This is a genomic window from Thalassotalea sp. Y01 (genome assembly GCF_012932945.1).
Classification (GTDB): Bacteria; Pseudomonadota; Gammaproteobacteria; order Enterobacterales; family Alteromonadaceae; genus Thalassotalea_A.
The window spans coordinates 156,543-175,058 of record NZ_JABBXG010000001.1 but is presented as its reverse complement, the minus strand read 5'-3'; the positions used below and the strand labels follow the sequence as shown (position 1 = coordinate 175,058).

16 protein-coding genes and 1 other RNA gene are annotated in these 18,516 nt (G+C 39.5%); 10 read left to right on the top strand and 7 right to left on the bottom strand.

Annotation, left to right across the window (positions count from 1 at the left end; all coding sequences use genetic code 11):
- Positions 1-127 precede the first annotated feature (127 nt).
- On the bottom strand, positions 128-2,485 hold the full coding sequence (locus HII16_RS00620) for a GGDEF domain-containing phosphodiesterase (RefSeq protein ID WP_169126520.1): 2,358 nt from the start codon (positions 2,483-2,485) through the stop codon (positions 128-130).
- A gap of 490 nt (positions 2,486-2,975) precedes the next feature.
- Between HII16_RS00620 and HII16_RS00615 the strand changes: the two genes are divergently transcribed.
- Both HII16_RS00615 and HII16_RS00610 read left to right on the top strand, forming a co-directional pair.
- Complete coding sequence (locus HII16_RS00615) at positions 2,976-3,308, top strand: hypothetical protein (RefSeq protein WP_169126518.1); 333 nt, start codon at positions 2,976-2,978, stop codon at positions 3,306-3,308.
- Between the two features lie 232 nt (positions 3,309-3,540).
- Positions 3,541-7,935 carry an amino acid adenylation domain-containing protein gene (locus HII16_RS00610; protein WP_169126516.1) on the top strand — a complete coding sequence of 1,465 codons (4,395 nt, stop codon included), beginning with the start codon at positions 3,541-3,543 and terminating at the stop codon, positions 7,933-7,935.
- A 74-nt stretch (positions 7,936-8,009) separates the two neighbouring features.
- On the opposite strand, the gene ssrA is transcribed toward HII16_RS00610, so the two are convergent.
- Positions 8,010-8,360: a transfer-messenger RNA gene (ssrA, locus tag HII16_RS00605) on the bottom strand.
- A 198-nt stretch (positions 8,361-8,558) separates the two neighbouring features.
- On the opposite strand from ssrA, the gene HII16_RS00600 reads away from it, so the two are divergent.
- Entirely contained in the window at positions 8,559-9,032 is a 474-nt protein-coding gene (locus HII16_RS00600; RefSeq protein ID WP_169126514.1) for a hotdog fold domain-containing protein, read from the top strand.
- A 74-nt stretch (positions 9,033-9,106) separates the two neighbouring features.
- On the opposite strand, the gene smpB is transcribed toward HII16_RS00600, so the two are convergent.
- Complete coding sequence (gene smpB / locus HII16_RS00595; RefSeq protein WP_135437662.1) at positions 9,107-9,589, bottom strand: SsrA-binding protein SmpB; 483 nt, start codon at positions 9,587-9,589, stop codon at positions 9,107-9,109.
- A gap of 123 nt (positions 9,590-9,712) precedes the next feature.
- Here smpB and HII16_RS00590 point away from each other — a divergent pair, with 123 nt between their 5' ends.
- Both HII16_RS00590 and HII16_RS00585 read left to right on the top strand, forming a co-directional pair.
- The gene (locus tag HII16_RS00590; protein ID WP_135437661.1) at positions 9,713-10,141 is read left to right on the top strand and encodes a type II toxin-antitoxin system RatA family toxin; all 429 of its coding nucleotides are present in this window, start codon (positions 9,713-9,715) and stop codon (positions 10,139-10,141) included.
- A complete protein-coding gene (locus HII16_RS00585) occupies positions 10,141-10,494 on the top strand; it encodes an RnfH family protein (protein WP_169126512.1) in 354 nt (117 codons plus the stop codon). Before HII16_RS00590 ends, HII16_RS00585 begins: the two co-directional genes overlap by 1 nt.
- A gap of 29 nt (positions 10,495-10,523) precedes the next feature.
- On the opposite strand, the gene HII16_RS00580 is transcribed toward HII16_RS00585, so the two are convergent.
- The gene (locus HII16_RS00580) at positions 10,524-10,922 is read right to left on the bottom strand and encodes a hypothetical protein (protein ID WP_169126510.1); all 399 of its coding nucleotides are present in this window, start codon (positions 10,920-10,922) and stop codon (positions 10,524-10,526) included.
- 476 nt (positions 10,923-11,398) lie between these two features.
- Here HII16_RS00580 and HII16_RS00575 point away from each other — a divergent pair, with 476 nt between their 5' ends.
- From HII16_RS00575 to HII16_RS00555, 5 genes are all read left to right on the top strand, one after another.
- Complete coding sequence (locus HII16_RS00575) at positions 11,399-12,091, top strand: PEP-CTERM sorting domain-containing protein (RefSeq protein ID WP_169126508.1); 693 nt, start codon at positions 11,399-11,401, stop codon at positions 12,089-12,091.
- 263 nt (positions 12,092-12,354) lie between these two features.
- Positions 12,355-13,056, top strand: a complete 702-nt coding sequence (locus HII16_RS00570; RefSeq protein ID WP_169126506.1) for a PEP-CTERM sorting domain-containing protein — start codon at positions 12,355-12,357, stop codon at positions 13,054-13,056.
- A 448-nt stretch (positions 13,057-13,504) separates the two neighbouring features.
- Entirely contained in the window at positions 13,505-14,110 is a 606-nt protein-coding gene (locus HII16_RS00565) for a PEP-CTERM sorting domain-containing protein (protein ID WP_169126505.1), read from the top strand.
- Between the two features lie 443 nt (positions 14,111-14,553).
- On the top strand, positions 14,554-14,772 hold the full coding sequence (locus HII16_RS00560; protein ID WP_169126504.1) for a hypothetical protein: 219 nt from the start codon (positions 14,554-14,556) through the stop codon (positions 14,770-14,772).
- A 78-nt stretch (positions 14,773-14,850) separates the two neighbouring features.
- Positions 14,851-15,012 carry a hypothetical protein gene (locus tag HII16_RS00555; protein ID WP_169126503.1) on the top strand — a complete coding sequence of 54 codons (162 nt, stop codon included), beginning with the start codon at positions 14,851-14,853 and terminating at the stop codon, positions 15,010-15,012.
- Positions 15,013-15,203: 191 nt separating this feature from the next.
- Here HII16_RS00555 and HII16_RS00550 read toward each other — a convergent pair whose 3' ends face one another.
- The 3 genes from HII16_RS00550 to fba form a co-directional block, all read right to left on the bottom strand.
- The gene (locus HII16_RS00550; RefSeq protein ID WP_169126502.1) at positions 15,204-16,142 is read right to left on the bottom strand and encodes a LysR family transcriptional regulator; all 939 of its coding nucleotides are present in this window, start codon (positions 16,140-16,142) and stop codon (positions 15,204-15,206) included.
- Between the two features lie 80 nt (positions 16,143-16,222).
- A complete protein-coding gene (locus tag HII16_RS00545) occupies positions 16,223-17,116 on the bottom strand; it encodes a DUF481 domain-containing protein (RefSeq protein ID WP_169126501.1) in 894 nt (297 codons plus the stop codon).
- A 213-nt stretch (positions 17,117-17,329) separates the two neighbouring features.
- Positions 17,330-18,394, bottom strand: coding sequence for a class II fructose-bisphosphate aldolase (gene fba, locus HII16_RS00540; RefSeq protein ID WP_169126500.1), 1,065 nt, complete (start codon positions 18,392-18,394; stop codon positions 17,330-17,332).
- Positions 18,395-18,516 lie beyond the last annotated feature (122 nt).

Below are 18,516 nucleotides of genomic sequence, written 5' to 3'. Positions count from 1 at the left end.
TAACATCGCTGTAAAAAAGTGTTAACAATCATCGTTTTTACGCGCTGTAAACTGCCCGCATGCTAGCAAAGGTGGATAACAAATGCGACACAAAGTTACATATCGGTTACAGTCTAGCGCTTACTAGTTATTTGTTTTCAAGGGATAAATCGGCTGGTTGATCCCAAAGTTTGACCTTGTATTCACCTTTCTCTAGCCATTGCTCTAAATCTTCGCTAGAAAGCGGTCGACTGATGTAATACCCCTGCACCGTTTCACACTTTTTGTCTCGTAGCCAGTCTAGTGTTAGTTTATCTTCAACGCCTTCTGCAACAACTTTTAAACCAAGCTGATGTGATAATTGAATGGTTGATTCGACAATCAATTGATCTTGTGGTTGATGTATTAGATGTTCAATAAAGGCGCGATCAATTTTCAGCTCTTGAACGGGTAAGTTTTTCAACTGTGCTAAAGACGAGTAACCGGTGCCGTAATCATCGATTGACAAATTAATGCCATGGGTGCGCAGCATGATGATGTTATCAACCGCTTTTGAGCTGTGATCAACAAAGGCATCTTCGGTGATTTCAAAACTCAACGCATCGGTCAACGAGCCGTCATTCGCTAAGGTATCGATTAAGTATTGACAGAACTCATCGTCGAGCAAGTTCTCTGGGGAAATGTTTATGGCAATATTTAATGCTAGGCCTTTGCTGCGCCAGTAAATGTATTGCTCAATCGCTTCGTTAAGGACCCACTTACTTAACGCCGTCATTTGCCCGGTCTGATCGGCAATATGAATAAAGCTATCTGGTGTAATAAGACCATTAACTGGGTGGTTCCAGCGTAATAAAGCTTCGACTTCTTCGATATTATTGGTCGCCAGATTTAATTTCGGCTGAAAGAATAATAAAAATTCATCATTCTCTATGGCACCGCGTAAGCGATTGACTAGCTGCAATCTATCAAGTGTATTTAGGTCTATTTGACGGTCATAGATTTGATATTTTAAGTTCTTACGTTTGGCGATTTGCATCGCTGAGTCGGCTTCTTTTAATACCTGATTTGCCTGTGACCAACCATCACTGATGGTAATACCGATATTAACCTGCAAATGAATAGAGATATTTTGATAAATAAAGCTTGGCTCGATAACACGGTTGATATGACTTACCGTGGTTTTGATGTCTTTTTCGGTTTGATGATCAAAACGAATTAAAAAGCCATTACCTGATACGTGGAACAAAGGTTTTTCCAGTTTGCCAAGGCGATAGGCAATTTCAAGAATAACTTCATCGCCGACATCGTGACCTAAGGTATCGTTGATTTCTGATATGCGGCGTACGTTTATTTGGCATAGCAGGTAAGGTTCTTTTATATCATGCATTTCACGATAAAATTGACTACGATTTGGTAGCCCTGACAGTAAGTCACTAAATGCTTGGCGAGTAATCTCGTTTTCACGCTCTTCAATTGCTTGTTGCATCACGCTAAATTGCGCAGCCAATTGATTTAATTCATCGGTACTGCCAATACGCGCAGTAGAGTTATAGTTACCTTGGGCAATTTGTTTTGCCAAATCGACAAACGAGCGCACAGGGCGTGATACGCCATTAGCGATAAAATACGCACCAAATAAAGAGGCTGCTAACGTTAACGCGATAAGCAGGAAGATATTAAAGCTGTCTTGTTTTATTGCCGCGATTAGATTCGAACGGGATTGAAAGAAGGTCGCATTAACGGCGACGTTATTAATCTCACCCAAGCGCAAATGTTTACCGATCAGAGAGCCTTCATGCATCGCCTGCAACGGTGAGTCACCTTCAATAATAAATTTGTCCTGACGCATCGCATCATTTTGCGCGATCCATTGCCAGTTTTCTTGTTCTTGCAGCGCAAAGCCCACATAAAAACTGCTTAAACCTGCCAGCTCGTTCGCCAATGCTTTGTTGATTTCGTACCCCAATGCAATGTGACCGACGATTTCAAATTTTTCTAAGACTGGAGTAATCACCATTTGGTAAATTTGCTTATTGTTGGCGTAATACACTTCTACCGGGTGATCTTTGAGCCAATCGGTTTGGACAAATGGTTCATTTATCTTATTACCATTTTCAACACGCTTTATTTCTTTATTACTGTCTTTTACCTGCAAATGTCCAATGATCACCGCGTCGACATCGATAGCCAGAGCAATATCGGCATCAATGCGCTTTCGGTGATTATTTAATGGCAACGACAGATTTCGATGTGCGCTAGAAAATTGCTCAACCAAGACTCTGTCGGTTGCTGATATTTCAGTAAAGGCAGATAAGTAATAGCTTCGACTTTGTAGTTTTTCTTTTAATAAATGTTCTGCGTTAGACAACACGCTCGCTAGCTGATGCTCGGCACGCTGTTTATTGGAGTAATAAGACGTAACAAAGGAAACAGTTTGTACTGCAATAAGCAGAAGAATGAAAAGTCCAAAGATGCGACTGCGCAAACTGGAAAACAAAGGAGCCATAGATTTTTTCCTATTACTGTGATGATCCATTTTATGTCACAGTATTTATTGTTGTTATATAGGTGTTGCTATCTTGTTAAGATGACAAAAATTACTTTGAAAAGCAAGCAAATAACCAGTCCTTGGAGGCCTTTGTTTAGCTGCAAATCGATAAATACCACTACGTACATGTCAGATAAATGCTACTGCTCTATTTATATACAAATGTGCAATCTGTTGCGCTTGTTTATATAAGCCAGTAATTAAGGCACAAAAGCAAATTTTTTATTAGAAAATCGCAAAGCAAAACGTTAATTGCCTCGTTTTAAAGCAAAAAAAGTGGAGTTTTTAATAAAACCAACTAGGATTTTTATTATTGACACAACAACTTACCAACAAAGGTCGTGACCAAGCCATACACGACTTTTAATGATTACCGATACCTAGAGCCCCTCTAGATATCACAAACCCTGTGTAGTAATTGACGTCAAATTAACGCTAAGGAACAATGATGAAAAATACAATTGCAACGCTGCTAATCGCTTTATTGATAAGCGGTTGTGCCGCAACCTGGGATAACATGTCTGAAGAGACTATTGGCGAATGGAAAGCAAATGGTGTCGATGTAGAAACTGCAAATTATTTAACTGAAAACCGTGTAACACCTGAACAATATGCTGAATGGAAAGCGGTAAAAATTACCGACCCAGAAATGATTGTTGAGTGGTCTGAAGCCAAGTTTAGTGCATCAGAAGCACGAGCATGGATGGATGGCGGTTTTGAACTTGATGACGCTATTGATAATCGCTCTGAAGGTTTAAGTCCTACGGCTGAAAAGCAATAACGGTTGTTATCTCGCTCTATAGTCATTGAGCGTATAGGCACAAAAAAAGACGCCCTTAGGCGTCTTTTTTTATTTGGTATTTAATCGCTTGAGAATGCCAGTTTTTAGCCATGTTTATTATGACAATAGCTCTGACTGGAACAATGTGCGTTTTCATACTAAATTGATAGTTAAGTAATTAAAAACGCTAGTTAAATGTTTATTCACAATATAACAATAATAGGAATTTTATTTGGAACAGGTTAATTCAAAAGGAATTGTTGTATTTGGCCACCCAAGGTCAGGTACCACGCTTACCAGGAGATTATTAAATAGACATTCTAACATAGCGAGTCCTCCTGAAACGCATTTATTCAGAGCATGCGGTAAATTCCTTGATTATGAACAGACATCAACAGGGCTAGATATAGGGGTATTGTCGGGTCTTAAATTTGCTGGTCTAGAGGAACATATTGTTCTTAATCGACTACGTGATTTAGCATTTTCTTGTTTGGATGATTTCGCACAGAGTCAAGGAAAGCAACGTTGGTTAGAGAAGACCGCATTCGATGCTTTTCATATGAAAAACATCGTAAAACTATTGGAAAATAAAGTACTTTTTATTGGAATAGTGAGGCATCCTCTTGATGTCGCAATGAGCTGTAACGAATTCTGTCAATCTCTTGGTTATTTCCCTAAAGAGCTACACAAATACATCATTGAAAACCCTAATCACATAGCAGCATTTACAAAATCATGGGCAGATGTAAATGCTGATTTATTGTGGCTGCAAAGTGAATTCGCTGATAACTGTAAAATATTTCGTTATGAAGACTTAGTTTCGGCTCCCAAAGATACACTTTCAGATATGCTTGCCTTTGTTGGTGAGTCTTATGAAAGCCATATTCTTGATTCAGAATTAGACTCTGAAAAAATAATTGGTTTTAGTGACCATAAAAGTTATCAATCTAAACACATTCAAAATAATCGTACGGAAAAATGGCGAAACCTTCCAAAACATCAAGTATATCAAGTTGCATCTGTCGTTAACCCTTTACTCAATCATTTTGGCTATCCTCTTCTTAGTGAAAATAAAAAAGTAACATTAGAGCAAGCGAGAATGGATTATTCTCAAGGGTTGCAGATTGTCAGTAATATTCAACAAGCAGGGGAAGAGGATTCCTATCATGCAGATAATTTAGTTATCGAGAATAAAGGTGCACCTTTTGATTGCCCTAAAATTTCGATTTACGGTGATATAACTAACAAACGGGTCAATGACTACTATGAAAAGCAATCTCAAGTTAATGAAAAGTTAGCTACACAACTTTTAAATCGTCAACGATTACCTGATCTAAGTTTGCTAATTGCACTGCAAGTTTTATTAAAGAGAATAGGTGATGATAATAAAGTTGAACTTGATGTATGCAGCTTAGAGCAAGGGAAAACCCATCATTATAACATTCCAGATATACATGATGATGAAGTGACGTTAGCTGAAATAGAAAAGGAGTACTTATCTATTGCAACTAATAATAAGGTAGCCGTTAACGACACTTTCAATTTTAAAAATGATGTTGTGACTTGCTTTTTTGAACATTCGACTTTATTTAACGAAGCCATTGATGATTATAGAGCTTTTTATCAACGCAATCTTGGTACCCCGAATTTTATAAAAGCTATTTGCTTATTTGTTTTGGTTGATAAGAAAAGCGAGACAATTGATTTATATTGGCTATTTAATAAGGCTGCTTGGCTCAATAGTGATAAATGTATTCGCGCCATAGAGCATTTTAACATTATTTTGAATCAATTCCTGACCGAACCAAATCAAACTATCGCAAAGCTACCAATATTAACAACCACTGAAAAGAACCTAATCGATTCATTTTATGATTTTAAAGATGAGCCTGAACCGGTTATATCAAAGGTTTGGAGTCAAGTGGTCAATAACCCTTTTGACACTGCCATTGTTTTTGAAGAGTCTGAATTAACTTATTTGGAACTGGGGCTGCAGGTATCTATTTTATCCAAACAATTACAGCTTGAGGGGGTTACTCATGGATCCGTGGTAGCTGTTTGCATAGAGCGCTCAACCAATATGATTATTGCGTTATTAGCAATTATGCACGCTGGAGGAACCTATGTTCCACTCGATCCAGAACACCCTAAGTCAAGAATCCTTCAGATTATTGAGGATGCTAATATTGATTTAGTCGTTTCAGATAATCATTTTATAAGTGAACTAACCAACAAAGTAAAAATAAAAAATTTCCTAGTACAGGATGCTATGTGGGAGCAACAAGAGGATATTAGAGAGCCTTCAGGTGTTGCAGAATTGGCGTACATTATTTTTACATCAGGCTCCACTGGTCGCCCGAAAGGTGTCGAAGTATATCAAAAAGGACTTACTTGTTTTCTTACTGCCATGTCTCAAAAACCAGGAATGGATCAAAGCGATCGCATGCTTTCTGTTACAACGGTTGCCTTTGATATTGCCGCATTAGAAATATTTCTTCCTCTCACGTTAGGGGCTACGCTATACATGGCTAGTCGCGATGATACAAAAAACGGTTTAGCATTAGAACACCTTTTAACGCAGAACAAGATCACCGTTTTTCAAGCGACACCTGCGACGTATCAGCTTTTATTAGCAAACAATTGGCAAGGGAATAAATCACTAAAACTGTTATGCGGTGGTGAAGCAATGCCTTCTGACTTAGCTGAAAAGCTGATAACAAGGTGCGACTCACTTTGGAATATGTATGGTCCAACAGAAACAACGATCTGGTCCACCGTAAAACAAGTCTCAAAAGTTGAAAGCCCAGTTCCTATAGGTACGCCTATTCGAGGCACTAAAACTTACGTATTGAATAATGCATTATCTAAAGTACCTATTGGAGTTATAGGTGAGTTATATATAGCTGGGGACGGCGTAGCAGCCGGTTATCATAACAAGCCAGATTTGACAGGTGAAAAATTTGTCGATGACCCATACGCTAAATCTAAAGCAGCGAAAATGTACCGTACAGGGGATTTCGCCAAGTATACAGAAAATGGCGAATTAGTTTTTCTGGGAAGGCAAGACAGTCAAGTTAAAATTCGTGGATTTCGAATAGAACTAGAGGATATTGAAAACGCTATAAGGGCTCTAGATGGTGTAAGTAATTGTGTTGTAGATGTTTATACTCGCAGTAATAGTTCAAAACAATTAGTGGCTTATATAATATCAGACGGAAACCATAAGCATTATGAAGAAGGCGAGTTGACTGAATTATTGAATCCAGTACTACCAAACTACATGATACCAAGTTACATAGTTTATTTAGGTGAGCTCCCTTTAACACCAAACAAAAAAGTAGACAGAAAGTCGCTACCACACCCAGAGGTGAAGAAAAAACAAAGTCCTAGCGATTCAAGTTTTGGTGATACAGAAAGTCAAAACAAGGTAGAAACAACATCAAAGGTTGTGGATGTCGAGTTAAGATCGCAAATATTAAAAGTTTATCAAAAAACTTTAAATATAAAGGATATACAAGCTAGTGATAGTTTTGCCAGCTTAGGCGGAGACTCATTATCATATGTGCAAACCAGTATTGAATTAGAGAGTGCTCTAGGTAAGATTCCCGAAGGGTGGGAAAAACTGACCATTAATGCGTTAGCATCAAAAAAAGAGCTGATAACTTCAAAACTTGCAGAAATCGACACTACTGTTTTTATGAGAGCTCTAGCGATGCTCTCTGTTATTTTTGTACATTCATTTAGTGATATCGGGCTGCGTAATAATACTGCGGGCTTATTTATGATCTCAGGTCTATTATTTGCAAAGTTTCAATTTGATTTAGTTCAAAAGAGGAAATCCGTAAAACCAATTCTTATGTCCGCTTGGAAAATATTTTTACCTGCAACAGTCATTACTTTATTACTGTTCGTCAAAGTAGGTGAATTTAGGTTAGATATAATTCTTTTGTATAGTAACTATACGGAACCAGTGAATGGTTTTTTCGTATATTATTGGTTCATACAAGTGTTGATTCATATACTTCTTTTGTATGCTTTTTTATTTTCAATTAATCCCATATTTAAATTTGCGTCAGCTGAACCATATAAGTTTGGTGTTGCAATGCTTGCTGTTTCGGCATTGCTCATTCCTATAACGGCGTTAACGCCCGAATTATTTCATTTACATCGCTCAACACACGTTAACCTTTGGTTCTTCGCCGCAGGATGGCTTATTTATTTCTCTAAATCAGAAGATAAACGCGTGTATTTAGTTTATACAATATTATTTTTAGCAATCATTCACTATGTACTATTAGAGTCTAAGCCACGGGAAACTATTGCATCGCCATTACTTGTATTCTTATTCGCGGCTATTCTACTGTTTGTCGAGAAAATAAAAGTCACTCATTCAATTAAAAAAATAGTCTATGTAGTCGCTTCATCATCACTTTTCATTTATTTAACACATATGATCGTGTTAGTAACTGTTCCTCAAATGCTGCCGTTTAATCTCGCCACAAATAAAATCATTTCTATATTTATTTGTTTAGTTTGGGGCGCGATAGTGTGGAAATGTTGGGAGCATATAACTGAATCAATCAATAAAGTTATGAATGAGCGAAGAATAAGAAAAGTACTAAAGTAATTGTCAGCTTAAAATTTTCAACTGTTTTTCCAAACAAAAAAAGACGCCCTTAGGCGTCTTTTTTTGTTTGGAGTTGGTGGAGCGGGGGAGATTTGAACTCCCGTCCGAAAAACCTACATCCTCGGTACTACATGCTTAGTCGCTCATTTATTTAACCAGTCAGACGCCAAGCGACAAGCTTCGTTCTGGTGAGTCTGATACTGTTTCGCGGTTCACCGTCAGACGCAGTTCCCTCGCTAGCCAATTTTTCATGACCATCGCATCTCAAGCCAATAGGCGAAGCTTCGAGAGGATGGCTAGCATTATGCTGCTAGTGCGAACGTTTCGTCGTTTGCAACTATAGTTTTGCGGCTTTTTACCAGGCCAACCGCCCCTGGGCATGCACCTTGGGTTTCGTGAATCCCGTCGAATCCTAGATCCGCCCCAAAGTGAAACGCTAAACGCGCTTTACATTGTATATTGTACTGTTAATTATGGCTGAAAACAACGCGGTTAAATAGCGAACAGTAATTGTTGATAAACTAGGCTTGATTATCATAAAGCGGTAAAGCACTTTAAATATTACGTTAATTCGTTATACTGGTTGTACCAGTGATGAGTGATAATAACAAATAGAGGCGATAATGGCTCTTCCTAAAATATTGAGTGTATATGAAAAGTGGACCAAATTTTCATTTGGTAACCGACTTTTTTCATGGTTTTTTGCGCGTTGGGCACCTTACTTTAAAACCATAAAACCTTTGGTTAAAGAGTTAAGAAAAGGTTACTGTGAGGTGCTTATACCTAAGCGTAAAGCAGTAGAAAACCACATTGGTACTGTGCATGCGATTGCAATTTGTAACGGCATGGAAATGGCTATGGGAGCGGTCAGTGAAGCGAGTATTCCTGATAACCTTCGTTGGATCCCTAAATCAATGACGGTCGATTATACCGCCAAGGCCGGTACTGACATTCGTTGTATTGCCAATATTGAAAACAAAGAGTGGCAAGTGGGGGATTTTGGTATCCCGGTTGAAGCATTTGATGACAACGATGTGATGGTGGCGAAAGCGGTAATAACGGTATGGGTTAGTGAGAAAAAGCCTAAAAAAGCCTAAAATATACCAACGAGCGTAAGCAAGTCTGATGTTCGATTAATAAAAAAGCCTGCATGCGCAGGCTTTTTTATGTGTTATTGATTTTTGTGCTTCATGATTCGGCCTTGATCAACCTTCCATTCCCGGTCTTTGATGTCAGCTCGTTTGTCATGTGATTTTTTACCTTTACCTAAGCAAAATTCCAGCTTAACCCAATTGCGCTTCCAGTACATCGCAGTCGCAATGAGAGAGAAACCTTGACGATCTACTGCGCCTATTAAGCGATCAAGTTCTCGACGATTTAACAATAGCTTTCGATCACGTCTTGGATCACATACCACGTGGCTAGATGCCGACAATAAAGGTTGGATTTCAGCACCAAGCAAATACGCTTCGCGATTTTTAATGAAAACGTAACAGTCTGATATATTTACTTTTCCATCCCGAATAGATTTGATTTCCCAGCCTTGAAGTTCCATGCCAGCTTCAAATTTATCGGATAGATTGTATTCATGCCTCGCCTTTTTATTCAAAGCGATGGTATTACTTGCTTGTTTGTTTGATTTTTTCTTTGCCATAACGGCGACTATTATACGGATAAAGGCGATTAATGGTACTGATTAAAACATTTTTTGCGAAATTTTCCAGATGTGATTTCGCTAATCCTTTGATATCATGTCGAATGTAACATAGGAGAAGAAATGCCAGCGATTAATCGTAGTGCACTGGTTATGCGTAGTGCCGCTGATATGTATAAGTTAATAAATGATGTTTGTAAGTATCCAGAGTTTTTACCTGGTTGTACTGATGCCAAAATTGTCAGCCATAATGAGGACTCAATGACCGCCTCATTGAAGGTCTCCAAAGGTGGTGTGCAAAAATGGTTCACGACCGAAAACACCTTGCAAGAAAATCAAAAAGTCAGCATGCATTTAAAAGATGGCCCCTTTAAATATTTAACAGGGCATTGGTTGCTAACACCATTAAGTGACGATGCTTGTAAAATCGAATTGAAACTTGACTATGAATTTTCCAGTAAGCTCATCGAGATGGCATTTGGCCGAATATTCGATAGCTTAACCAATTCTATGGTGAGTGCATTTACTCAAAGAGCGAAACAGGTTTACTGATGATCGAACAAATTTCAATAGAGCTGGTTTATGCTCTGCCTACCGAACAAACCTTGATCTCACTATTGATTGATGAAAACTCAACCGTAGAGCAGGCGATTATGGAATCGGGTATATGTCAGCAATTTCCAGAGATTGATTTGAACGTCAATAAAGTTGGCATATGGAACAAAGCGGTTAAGCTTCAGCAAACCGTGCATGATGGTGATCGTATTGAGATATATAGACCGCTTATCGCCGATCCAAAAGAAGTGCGTAAACGACGAGCGGAAAAGGCCAAACAAGAAGGTCGCGCCGACAAAGTAACGGGTGGACGAGTCAACCCGTTACGTGGCGCTGCGAGTAAAGAATAGATTACCCGAGTTAGATTACCAAAGTTAGACTACCAGAGAATGAACCGTGCCATGCGTGATGCTCGGCATTCTTCATCGCTATAACCTGGTTCGTCATTATCAAAAACGTTTTCAATCATCGCAAAATAATACTGCATTTTGTCTTGCATTTGCATCGCTAGAGCAAACACGTTATTTGCAGATTTTGCTTTGGATTTATGTAGTAGTACTGGTTCATTGCTATGTGCTTGTACTAATTGAACCAATGGCTTGTTTATCAAGGATGCATAGGCACCGAGATCATCGCGTGAAATTGAAATAGGCGTGATTGTGGCACGCATTTCCTTGTTAAACAGAAATTTATCCCCGGACACAGCATATGACTTCAAGCTTAGTAAGCTGAAAAAAGTGATTAACGACCACAGTAGAGTTAGCTTTACTGATTTCACTGTTCTTCCTCCCTCTTTACGTACCATATCAAATTTGCGTCTTTATTAACCTATGTTAACTGATTGTTAAATGCCAGTGCAAGGCGGTAAACAACCGGTTTTACAAGATAAGTGACCATAAAATACTCATTTCGCTTTCAGTTGCCTGTCAAAAAACGATAAACCAGTCTATTTGACCATGTTTTTAGTGTGACTACTCGGTAGGGCTTGTAAATAGTGATTTTGACCATTTGAAGTGATTTTCAAAAAGATAAGAATCATAGGTAAATGAATAACTAATCAACAATAACCTTACTTTTATAGTGGTAAAGATATGAATTGCGTCAGCTTATTTTACGTAACGGCTTATAAAATGTAGTTTTCTATACTGACCGCTTCTTAAGTTGCTGAATAATTTAGGTAAATTAATCTTGGCAAGGTGTTTGCAGATATCTGTTCGTTACTATAATAACGATTGCAATATTGAGGTGAATAATATGAAAAAGTTTCTGTATGCTACTTTGGCTAGTCTAGGATTGATGATTTCTTCAACCGCATCTGCCGACGTAATCAATTTTATGGATCTTGCCGATAACGAGCCTGGTGAAGGCTCTGTCGGTGAATCTTGGGTGTATGAAGGTGACGGTTTTACGCTAACAATCACAGCGATGCTAGGCGATCAAATGGCATTTCCATACCTTGATGAATCGAACAATAGAGGCCCCGGCGGATTAGGCGTGTGCCCAGAAGATTTGGATGAATGTGGTTCTGATGACAACATTACCATTGACGAATCATTGATGTTGACCTTCGAAGTAGACGAAGGTGTAACCGTTAGTCTGACTCAGTTGTGGTTCAATAATAACCATGATGAAGGTTTAGATGCCGATGACATGATTAGTGTCGACTTTTCTAGTATCGGTGGTATGGTTGGTGAATTTAGCCCTGTCGCAGACGGCGAAGCTATTGACGGTGTTAAAGGCACTTACGCGTGGGTAGCAGATGCTGGCGAGTATGTATTTGGTAGTGGCGATTATGTCTCACTTGCTTACTTTAATCAGGAATTTTACTTGTCCGCGATGGAAATTGATGTGACACGTCCTCCTGCTGAAGTTCCAGAGCCTGCAAACTTAGTGCTAATGTCACTTGGTCTAATCGGTCTGATCGCGACGCGCCGACGTCGTATTTAGAAAAATATATCTATTGTAGTAACAGAAAGCGTCGCATTAGCGGCGCTTTTTTACATCTGTTCATTGATGAATAAAGCCTGCAAGCCTATTGCTAAAAGTGTTGCCAAAAATAGCGTCAGTTTTTTTTACGATTTTTCTATGACGAATAAAAAAATATCGATGGAAATATATCAACCTCATGATTTGTATTGGTTTATACATATTGGTGAGCAATTTGCATAAGTTAAAGCGGTGATTCTTTTGTGTCTTTACAGAGGTTAAATATGAAAAAATTAATTTACGCGTTTCTAGCATGCTTAGGCTTGACGATCTCTTCGACTGCGTCAGCGGGTTTTCTTAATTTTATGGAGTTAGGTGAAACTGAGGGTGGTTCTTTGGAGTTAGTTTATGTAATGGATGGATACACTCTGACCATTACAGGTTTTGATGATCTTGATGATGACGATGACGTTTATGCGTACCTTGATGCGCCAAACAATACTGGACCTGGTGGTTTAGGTGTTTGTGCTGACGTTGACGCCGCTATGCAATGTGATCCATCGAGCAATGATAATGTCACTGAAGGTGAGTACTTAGTATTTACTTTTAGTGGTCTTGCAGAAGGTACTAAAGTTGGTTTGCAACAACTTTGGTTTAATAACTATCATGATGGTAATTTGGGTGAAGGCGACTTAATTAATGTAGACTTTTCAGGTATAGGTGGTCCGTCTGTTGACTTTGAACCTGTAATGGATGGTACGGAACTGGATCCAGGTAATTGGGCATGGGTTAACGAAGACCCAAGTATGTTTTTATTTGGTGAAGGTGATAGCTTTACAATTTCTTATGTTAATCAAACATTCTATGTTTCAGGTTTCGCTGCATCTAGTTTAGATGTTCCTGCTGAAGTGCCTGAGCCTTCGAACTTAGTGTTATTAGCACTTGGTCTAGTAGGATTAGCAGCAACTCGCAGACGCCGCAGTTAATAAAGACGCTGTTGAAAGTGACAATTAATAACCTCGAAACGCCGCTTTTAGCGGCGTTTTTTTTATGCGTTTAGCGCAGATATGAGCTTGATTAGTTATCTACTTTTTATTTGATTCAATGTATCTAAGCCGCTGATACTTAGCGATATATTAGCCATGGAAACGGATAAGTGACTAAAAAATAACTGTTTTTATTGCCTTCCTCATTTAAGAAAATACGTCAGAATTATTTACGGTTATTCGTGTATTCAGGTTTTATAACGACCTGGTTTTGAATAGGTAGCTGATATAAAAGGTATTTATATTTTAGGAATGGAGTTTGCATGCTAGTGCCAGTTGTAAAATTTATGCAACATTCGAGGTGAATATGAAAAAACTCTTTTACGCATTCCTGACAAGTATAGGTTTGATACTATCATCGACCGCTTCGGCAGGGGTAATAAACTTTATGGAATTGGCTGATACTGAGCCTGGAGAAAACTCCTATAATCCTCTCATCATAGAAGGTGAGGGCTATAAAATTACCATAACCGCGATGCTTGATGGCGCCATGGCTTATCCATATTTAGATGAGACCAATAACCGTGGACCAGGTGGTTTGGGGGTTTGCCCTATCGAAACGGATCAATGTGGTGACGATGATAACATGACTGTCGGTGAATCCTTAATGTTCACCTTTGAAGTTGATGATGGATATACGGTCACTTTAAATCAAATTTGGTTTAACAATAATCACGACGATGGTTTCGATGACACTGATGCTATCACATTGGACTTCTCTGGTGTTGGTGGTATGTCGGGAGAGTTTAACCCTGTGAAAGATGGTACTGTCGTTGAAGGTATAAAAGGGACCTATGCGTTTATCGCAGACCCTGGTAAATACATGTTTGGAAACGGCAGCTATTTCGGTGTCTCTTATTTCAATGAGAAACTTTACGTGTCAGCCATTGCTTTAGATGTTACTGGCCCACCAACCGAGGTACCTGAGCCTTCGAATTTAGTGCTAATGGCATTGGGATTGATGGGGCTTGCGATACGTCGTCGCCAAAACTAATTAAGATATGTTTATTGTGCATTGAGTGCACTATATTTCCAGCCTATAAAGCGTCGCGTTGCGGCGCTTTTTCTTTATGAGGCATGATGTAATTAATTAACCATGCCCACAAAGTTTGTGCCGTGTGGGCTTTATTTGATCTTCTCTTATCGAAACCTCTTTCTTTAAAAATGTCGGGTTTATTTATGTTTTCGATATTTATCTAAACACAATTTTAAAGAGCTTAGCGCAAAGTATTGATTCTAAAATGCTTACTTTTATTGGTTTAGAAGTTGCGTTGTAACTAGTGCTGTATGATTTTAAGCAATGAGCGAGGTGACTTTGAAAAACTTTTCTATGCTTTTATAGTTAGCTTAGGCTTGCTTCTCTCCTGCTTTTGCCGGTGTCATAAATTTCATGGAAATGGCCGACGTAACAATAAGTGACGGATCTCAAGAAAACCCATGGGTTATCATAAGAGAAGGGTATACGGTTACAATCATACCCATGGGCGCTGGAGAGCATACTCTTATTTAGATGAATCAGATGATAATAGAGGACTTGGTGGTTTAGGTGTCTTTCTTGAGATGACCGATGAATCTACGAGTCAGGACAGTTTGGGTGCCGAAGAGTCATTAATGATTACCTTTAACCTAGAAGGTGGGCAAATCGGCTTAGAGTAATTCCAGTTTAACAATAACCACGACGATCGTTTTCAAGTTGGTAATAAAATTGGCATCGATTCCTCAGATATTGGTGGTATGTCGGGTGAATTCGACCCCAAGAAAGACGGTACCCCTGTTGACGGCGTTATCGGCACTTATGCTTGGGTTGATGACGCAGGTAAGTACATGTTTGGTGATGGCGATTCATTTGTTATTAGCTACATTGACGAGTCGTTTTTTTATCAGCCATGGCCCTAAATACCGATGGCGTGGTAAATCCAGCATCCGTACCAAAGTGTCCCAATATATTATTGATAGCATTCGGCTTTGCGGGTATTGTGGCGACACGCAGACGTCGTAAGTAACTTTATTTCTAATTATAAAAAACGCTGCAGGCGCTGCGTTTTTTGTGAGCAAAATTTAATGAAAGGGTCTTTAATCGAATTTCATTAACAATTCTCGGCAGCTTTTACCACTTGCTGTCTAAACCAAATATGGCTGGGTTCGTGGTGCAATAAAGGTGACCAAATCATTTTTAACTCAATATCCGGTATTGCAAAAGGCGGTGGCAGTATCGCATAGCCCGTATCTAAACGATGAATATGAGCTGCTTTACTTGGTAATGTGGCAATTAACTGATCATCGTGGGCCAGTTGCATCGCAACATGGTAATTGCGAGTAAACACCTTAATATCGCGTTGCTTACCTATTTGCGCTAGCGCTTCATCTACCCAACCGAGCTTTTGAATGTCTTTTGGGTTCATACCCAAACCTACACCGAACCCTGTTTTTGAAACCCACACATGTTTACTTTGCATATAAGACTGCAAATTAAAATTTTCTAAAATAGGGTTACTAGCACGGGTGAGGCAGGAGAAACTGTCTTTCCAGAGAACCTTTTGATGAAAGGACAAAGGCAACTCATTAAACAAGTTAATTGCCATATCAATTTTACCATCTTCAACGTCGTGGAAGGTCACATCACTTGGGGTCATAATGTCGATGGTTATATTGGGCGCTACTGCATTTAAGTGTTCTAACAGTTTTGGCAATAGAGTTGATGCGGCATAGTCACTGGCCATTAAGCGGTATACACGCTGAGACTGCTCGGGAATAAAGTCTGCGTCAACTTGTTGTAAGGCTTCTTTCGTATCCAACAGGATTTTGCGAATTTTTGGAGCGAGAAAGTTAGCCCGCTCGGTGGCTACCATACCTTCTGATGTGCGCACCAAGACGGGATCATTTAACAATGTTCGGAGCCGCTTTAAACTATTACTCATTGCCGGTTGGGTTATGCCAAGATGGCCTGCCGCTTTAGTGACGTTTTTCTCTCGTAGCAAAACATCAAATGCGATCAGTAAGTTAAGATCTATATCATTTATATTCATAGTACTTATTTAACTATAAATACTATGAATAATAAAGGGGCCTACATCAGAAATTATATTGTCGGCATCAGCAGAGTGGATTAGATACTGTAAACCAGAGTCAGTGACGTTTCTGTACGAGTCTTTTCGATGTCGCCATCGACGTTAGTATTGTGGTCAACAGTAAAAGCAAACTTTAAAGCCAATGATTCGATCAGCTTGGTGGTTACTGAGCTGACCGATTTTAGTTTACTATTTTCACCTGTTTTGGTGGCAATCTCGGCACTTAAGGTTTGCTTGAATTCCATGGTCTGATAGATACGGCGTTCATAGGTTGCCGCGGTACGAACAATGGTCGACGTCTCAGTACGGTTGTTATGGTCATCGGTTTCAGCAATCTCATCGACTTTGAAACCCGGACCAATTTCCGCATCAAAATAGGCAATATCGGTTTCATACCAGCGACGACCCCAACCGGCAGCGACTGCGGCTTGGTAATCAAAACCATTAAATCTGTCAGCCTCATAAGAGCCATAGCCAAACAGATAGTTACGACCACCTTCTTCTAAGGTGTAGTTACTTTGTAAGGAGGTTAGCCATTTTTGGTCGGTTGTTTCGTATCGCTTTTTACCGGTTACATCATCTTCGACTTCCGACTTACGGCCGAATACGTCTAAAATCCAATTGGTTCTAAGCTTGCCCACTTCATGATTTAAATCAGAACGCGCTTTGGCAATAAAGTAGTCATTATCACTGGTGTTAAAAAACGCGCCAACTTCGACAGAGCCGGTTAGTTTAGATGGCGTTAAATCACACTCAGGAAATCCAATAAACTCTTCTGGTGGCACTTCATCTGTAAAGTGATAACACTCAGGCTGGTCTTTTTTATTTAGCGCATCAACTATCGCGTCAATGGCTTCGGCATTACTCGATTGCTCTGCAGCTAGCAGCGGCGAGAACAATGCAAGCAAAGAAATGGGGATTTTTTTGTTCATGTTAAGCGCTTAAGATTGTTATTTTTTTCAGAAAATGTGGTTATGCGATTTACCGCATCTGGGATTATACATCGCTTGGTACTGAGCTTTGTTTTTCTTAATCCTGCAGCGATTATATAGAATTACAGCGTCGAATAGAACACGACAAAGCAGTATTTTTTGCAACAAAAAAGGGAGCTCAGCTCCCTTTTTTCTTTATAGGTGACTATTTGTTTATTTTACAACAGCTTTAAGTTCACCGTTTTCGTAACGACCAAACATAGTTTCAAGCGAAATTGGCTTAATTTTGCTTGCGTTACCTGCGGTATCAAATGCTTCATAACGAGCCTTACAGATCTCGTACATTGCATCGGTACTGGCTTTTAAATATTTACGAGGGTCAAATTCCGATTGATTTTGCGCCATAAAACGACGGATAGCACCGGTTGAAGCAAGACGTAAGTCGGTATCAATATTGACCTTGCGTACACCGTTTTTGATGCCCTCTTGAATTTGCTCTACAGGAACACCGTAGGTTTCAGGAATATTACCACCAAACTCATTGATCACCGCTAACCATTCTTGCGGTACGGACGATGAACCGTGCATAACCAAATGGGTATTTGGGATACGCTCATGAATCGCCTTAATACGATCAATCGCTAAAATATCGCCAGTCGGTGGACGAGTAAATTTATAGGCACCATGTGAGGTACCACAGGCAATAGCCAATGCATCGACATTGGTTTTGTTAACAAAGTCAGCCGCTTCTTCTGGATCCGTTAACAGTTGATCGTGACTTAAAACGCCTTCTGCACCAACGCCGTCTTCCTCACCAGCCATACCAGTTTCAAGCGAACCTAGGCAACCTAGCTCACCTTCAACCGATACACCACACGCGTGGGCCATCGCCACCGCTTGACGGGTAACATCTACATTGTATTCATAACTCGATGGTGTTTTACCGTCTTCCATTAAAGAGCCGTCCATCATTACTGATGAGAAACCTAACTGAATAGAGCGCTGACAAATGGCCGGTGATGTACCGTGATCTTGGTGCATCACAACCGGAATATTTGGAAACTCTTCAACAGCTGCTTGAATCAAATGACGCAAAAATGGGGCGCCAGCATACTTACGAGCACCTGCAGATGCTTGCAATATGACCGGGCTGTCGGTATCAGATGCCGCTAACATGATGGCACGAACCTGCTCGAGATTATTCACATTAAATGCTGGGATACCGTAGCTATGTTCTGCTGCATGATCCAGCATTTGACGCATTGAAATTAAAGCCATTATCAACACTCCTTATTTGTGTGATAGGTGCATGTCACAATTTTACTTGCCATGCGATTATTATAGTTCAAGTTGTAATATCGATTTTTATAATGAGGGCCAGCATTACTGGCCCTTTAGAT

Excerpts from the sequence above, each read along its gene's own strand:
- HII16_RS00555 (WP_169126503.1), top strand. The coding sequence starts at position 14,851 with ATGTCGGGTGAATTCGACCCCAAGAAAGACGGTACCCCTGTTGACGGC.
- smpB (WP_135437662.1), bottom strand. The coding sequence starts at position 9,589 with ATGGCAAAGAAAAAATCAAACAAACAAGCAAGTAATACCATCGCTTTG.
- HII16_RS00590 (WP_135437661.1), top strand. The coding sequence starts at position 9,713 with ATGCCAGCGATTAATCGTAGTGCACTGGTTATGCGTAGTGCCGCTGAT.
- HII16_RS00570 (WP_169126506.1), top strand. The coding sequence starts at position 12,355 with ATGAAAAAATTAATTTACGCGTTTCTAGCATGCTTAGGCTTGACGATC.
- HII16_RS00600 (WP_169126514.1), top strand. The coding sequence starts at position 8,559 with ATGGCTCTTCCTAAAATATTGAGTGTATATGAAAAGTGGACCAAATTT.
- HII16_RS00620 (WP_169126520.1), bottom strand. The coding sequence starts at position 2,485 with ATGGCTCCTTTGTTTTCCAGTTTGCGCAGTCGCATCTTTGGACTTTTC.
- HII16_RS00575 (WP_169126508.1), top strand. The coding sequence starts at position 11,399 with ATGAAAAAGTTTCTGTATGCTACTTTGGCTAGTCTAGGATTGATGATT.
- HII16_RS00560 (WP_169126504.1), top strand. The coding sequence starts at position 14,554 with ATGGGTTATCATAAGAGAAGGGTATACGGTTACAATCATACCCATGGG.
- HII16_RS00545 (WP_169126501.1), bottom strand. The coding sequence starts at position 17,116 with ATGAACAAAAAAATCCCCATTTCTTTGCTTGCATTGTTCTCGCCGCTG.
- HII16_RS00550 (WP_169126502.1), bottom strand. The coding sequence starts at position 16,142 with ATGAATATAAATGATATAGATCTTAACTTACTGATCGCATTTGATGTT.
- fba (WP_169126500.1), bottom strand. The coding sequence starts at position 18,394 with ATGGCTTTAATTTCAATGCGTCAAATGCTGGATCATGCAGCAGAACAT.
- HII16_RS00565 (WP_169126505.1), top strand. The coding sequence starts at position 13,505 with ATGGAATTGGCTGATACTGAGCCTGGAGAAAACTCCTATAATCCTCTC.
- HII16_RS00585 (WP_169126512.1), top strand. The coding sequence starts at position 10,141 with ATGATCGAACAAATTTCAATAGAGCTGGTTTATGCTCTGCCTACCGAA.
- HII16_RS00615 (WP_169126518.1), top strand. The coding sequence starts at position 2,976 with ATGAAAAATACAATTGCAACGCTGCTAATCGCTTTATTGATAAGCGGT.